Genomic DNA, 4263 nt, shown 5'->3' with positions numbered 1-4263 from the left:
CCTGTGTCAGCGCCAGGCCGTGCGCGGCCCCTTGCGCCAGCACCGCGTCGGCCAAATCCGCCTTGCGGCGCTGCATCTGCTGGATTTTTTCTTCCAGTGTGCCTTTGGCGATCAGCTTGTAGACGAACACCGGCTTGTCCTGGCCGATGCGCCACGCGCGGTCGGTGGCCTGGTTTTCGGCGGCCGGATTCCACCACGGATCGTAGTGGATGACGGTGTCGGCAGCGGTCAGGTTCAGGCCGACGCCGCCGGCCTTCAGGCTGATGAGGAAGATCGGCACCGCGCCCTGCTGGAAGGCCGCCACCTGGGCGCTGCGGTCCTTGGTGTCGCCCGTCAACAAGGCGTAGGGGATGTCGCGCGCTTCCAGTTCCTGCTCGATCAGTTCGAGCATGCTGGTGAATTGCGAGAAGACGAGGATTTTGCGGTTTTCGTCCAGCAAGTCTTCCACCATCTGCATCAGGTCGATCAACTTGGCCGAGCCGGCCGTCTGCTTTTTCGACGGCAGCGATTTGACCAGGCGCGGATCGCAGCACACCTGGCGCAGCTTCAGCAGCGCTTCCAGGATGACGATCTGGCTGCGCGCCACGCCCTTGCGGTCGATTTCCTCGCGCACTTTTTGATCCATGGCCAGCCGCACCGTTTCGTACAGGTCGCGCTGGGCGCCGGTGAGCTCGACCTTGCGCACCATTTCCGTTTTCGGCGGCAACTCCTTGGCGACGTTGTCCTTGGTCCGCCGCAACAGGAAGGGCTTGATGCGGCGGTTCAACAGGGCCCGCCGCAGCGGATCGTCCTGGCGCTCGATGGGGTGGCGGAATTGTGAATTGAAACTCTTTTCGTCGCCGAGCAGGCCCGGCAGCAGGAAGTGGAATTGCGACCACAGCTCGCCCAGGTGGTTTTCCAGCGGCGTGCCGGACAGGCACAGCCGGTGGCGCGCGCGCAGCAGGCCGGCGCTCTGGGCCGCCTTGGAGCGGGTGTTCTTGATGTAGTGCGACTCGTCCAGGATGACCAGGTGGAAATCATGTTCGCGCAGCTTTTCCTCGTCGCGCGGCAACAGCGCGTAAGTGGTCAGCACCAGGTCGGCGTCGGCGATCTGGTCGAACTGGGCCATGCGGTCCTTGCCTTGCAACAGCAGCACGCGCAGGCCGGGCGCGAAACGGGCCGCCTCTTCCTGCCAGTTGCCCATCAAGCTGGTCGGCGCGATCACCAGCGCCGGCGCCGTCAGGCGGCCGGCTTCCTTTTCGACCAGGATGTGGGCCAGCGTCTGCACCGTCTTGCCCAGGCCCATGTCGTCGGCCAGGATGCCGGCCAGGCTGTATTCGCGCAGGAATTGCATCCAGGACAGGCCATCGGATTGATAGTCGCGCAGGGTGGCCCGCAGGCCGGCCGGGGTCGCCACTTTCTTGACCGAGCCGAACTGGTTCAGCTTGCGGCCCATTTCCAGCAATTGCTCGCCGCCATTCCAGCGCAGCTCGAGGCCGCGCGCCAGCTCGTCGAGCCGGGCCGCGTCCAGCGTCGCCATGCGCAGCGAGGTCTTGATCTTGTCGCTGAAATACAACTCGCCCAGCGTCGTCAAGATCGGCTTGACGCGGCGCCACGGCAGCGCGACGCGGCTGCCGTCGGCCAAGGTCGCCAGCATCTGGTCGGCGTCGGCGTGGGCGGCGATGGTTTTGGGATTGAAATCGAGCGGCGCGTTGCGGATCATTTGCACCAGCACCGGCAGCAGCGGCACGCGGTGCTGGTTGACGACGATGCCCAGCTCCAGGTCGAACCAGGCGTTGCCGTTGTCGGCGTCTGGTTCGACGTCGGCATACCAGTCGTCCACGGCGCTGATGTCGTAGCGATATTTCGCGGTTTTTTCCACGTGCCAGCCCTGGGCTTGCAGCGCGGCGAGGCCGTCGGCGGCGAAGCGTATCCATTCCGCTTGCGAGGGCAGCAGTTGCGCGCCCTTGACGCTCGACAGCGGCAGCTGGCCCGGTTTTTTGAAGCCGAGCGCGGTCAGCGCCGCCAGCGCGGCGACTTCGGCCGCGATGTCGCGTTCGATGATTTCGGTGACCGCGCCTTGTTGCCGCACCACCCGCTGCGATGGATCGTAGGAGACGCGCTCACCGTCGTAGTCGTAGGCCAGCACGGCGAAGTCGTGCCAGCGCTGGGCGCTGCCGTCGGCCAGCATGGCGGCGTCGAGCACCAGTATCGGGCGCGGCAGCACATCGTCGCGCAGACGCTGCGGCAAGGGCTGCGGCAGCGGCATCAGGTGCTGCAAGCCGTGCGCCAGCAGCAATTGCGAGACGCGCACCTTGTCGTTGGCGGTCAGCAAGGGCGCCTGCGCCACCAGCGCCTGCAGGTCGGCCAGCGGGATGTCGCCGCCGCCCTGGTTGAGTTGCAGCACGCCGCAAGACAGATTGTCGATATACCACGGTGGATCGGTGGGCAACATGTAATCGATCTGGTCGGCGCCGGCGTGGCGCGCGCCGGCCGGCGCCGCCACTTGCCAGCCCAGGCGCAAGCCCTTGCCTTCTTCGCGCCAGGCCAGGTTGGCTTCGCGCAAGACGCCGGCCTTCAAGGGATAGACCAGGCCGTTGCCGACGTCGGCCCAGGAGTTGGCCCACAGCAGCTTTTCCTGATCGGACAGCATGTGCAGCAGGGCCGCGCCGATCTTGCCGCGCGGCTCGGTGGCGCTGCCGGTCTGGGAATTGGCGCCGCTGCGCATGGCCACGAAGAAACGCACCAGGTCCTCGTCGCCGGGCAGCAAAAAGGCCGGCGGCGCCGACAGCAGCGAAAACACTTCGCTCACCGGGCTGGCCGCGGCCACTTCGCCGCTGCCGCGCAGGCGCGCCTTGTACAGGCACAGGGCGACGTGGCGGCCGCCGCTGGTCGGCGCCATGACGTAGATCAAGCGATATTGCGTTTGCTTGGGGTCGGCCGGGTCGATGTCGACGCTCAGCTTCGCTTTCGGATGGGCGGCCGCGTCCACCCGTTGCAGCCAGGTGGCGACGGCGTAGGACAGCTGCGTCGGCGGCGTCGCGGGGACGGGAACGGGTGGGGCATCGCTGGTGTCGTCGCGGGTAAAATCCATGGGGCGCATTGTTGTTCAAAGACGGTTCAAAAACGGCAACAGGCAATATTATCCGCCATACACGCGTCCGTGTTTGCGTAATCTTCAAGCGCACCGCAGTTTTCCTGCGTCGTTTGCTCGCCGGTGGCGTCCCGACCACAGTCCTTTTGGACTGTCAAGACTGGCGCATTCGCGGCGATTGCGTATGATTCCGGGCTTGACTGCTAAGGATGGATACCATGTTGCCCTCGATCGAACCACGTCTTGCCCTCGAACTCGCCGCCAAACCGGTGCAGGTCGCCGCCGCCATCGCCCTGCTCGACGAAGGCGCCACCGTGCCCTTCATCGCGCGCTACCGCAAGGAAGCGACCGGCGGCCTCGACGATATCCAGCTGCGTCTGCTGGAAGAGCGTCTGCGCTACCTGCGCGAACTGGAAGACCGGCGCGCCAGCATCGTCGCTTCGATCACCGAGCAGAACAAGATGACGCCGGAGCTGTTAGATGCTGTCATGCACGCGGAAGACAAGACCCGGCTGGAAGACTTATATCTGCCGTACAAGCAAAAGCGCCGCACCAAGGCCCAGATCGCCATCGAGGCGGGCTTGATGCCGCTGGCCGACAGCCTGCTCGGCGATCCCGGGCTGACGCCGGAAACGGAAGCCGGACGCTTCCTGCGCGAGGCCTTCACCACCGGCGACGGCAACAATCCCGGCGTGGCCGACGCCAAGGCCGCCCTCGACGGCGCGCGCCAGATCTTGATGGAACGTTTCGCCGAAGACGCGACCTTGTTGCAAGCGCTGCGCGAATACGTGCTCGACCACGGCGTGGTCGAATCGAAAGTGGTCGAAGGCAAGCAGGACGAAGGCGAAAAGTTCGCCGATTACTTCGATTACACGGAAATCCTCGGCACGGTGCCCTCGCACCGCGCGCTGGCGCTGTTGCGCGGCCGCCGCGAAGGCATACTCGACGTCGTGCTGCGGCTGGACACGGAAGCGGAAAAACCGAAGTGGGACGCGCCGCACAATCCCTGCGAAGGCCGCATCGCCGCCCGCTTCGGCATCAAGCAGCAGGGCCGGCCGGCCGACAAGTGGCTGGCCGACACGGCGCGCTGGACCTGGCGCGTGAAAAGTTTCATGCACCTGGAAACGGAACTGATGGGCGCGCTGCGCGAACGCTCCGAGCTCGACGCCATCAACGTCTTCGCCACCAAC

General features: G+C 65.7%; 2 protein-coding genes. One reads left to right on the top strand and one right to left on the bottom strand.

What is annotated here, in order from left to right:
* Positions 1–3073: DEAD/DEAH box helicase (locus Q0S71_RS10270; protein ID WP_295994529.1), on the bottom strand; the 3073-nt coding region annotated here is incomplete at its 3' end.
* A 218-nt stretch (positions 3074–3291) separates the two neighbouring features.
* On the opposite strand from Q0S71_RS10270, the gene Q0S71_RS10265 reads away from it, so the two are divergent.
* A partial coding sequence (locus tag Q0S71_RS10265; protein WP_295994526.1) for a Tex-like N-terminal domain-containing protein occupies positions 3292–4263 on the top strand: 972 nt, incomplete at its 3' end.

Source organism: Rugamonas sp. (assembly GCF_025354735.1).
Classification (GTDB): Bacteria; Pseudomonadota; Gammaproteobacteria; order Burkholderiales; family Burkholderiaceae_D; genus Rugamonas.
The sequence above is the reverse complement of the archived record's forward strand: the minus strand, read 5'-3'. Positions and strand labels throughout refer to the sequence as shown.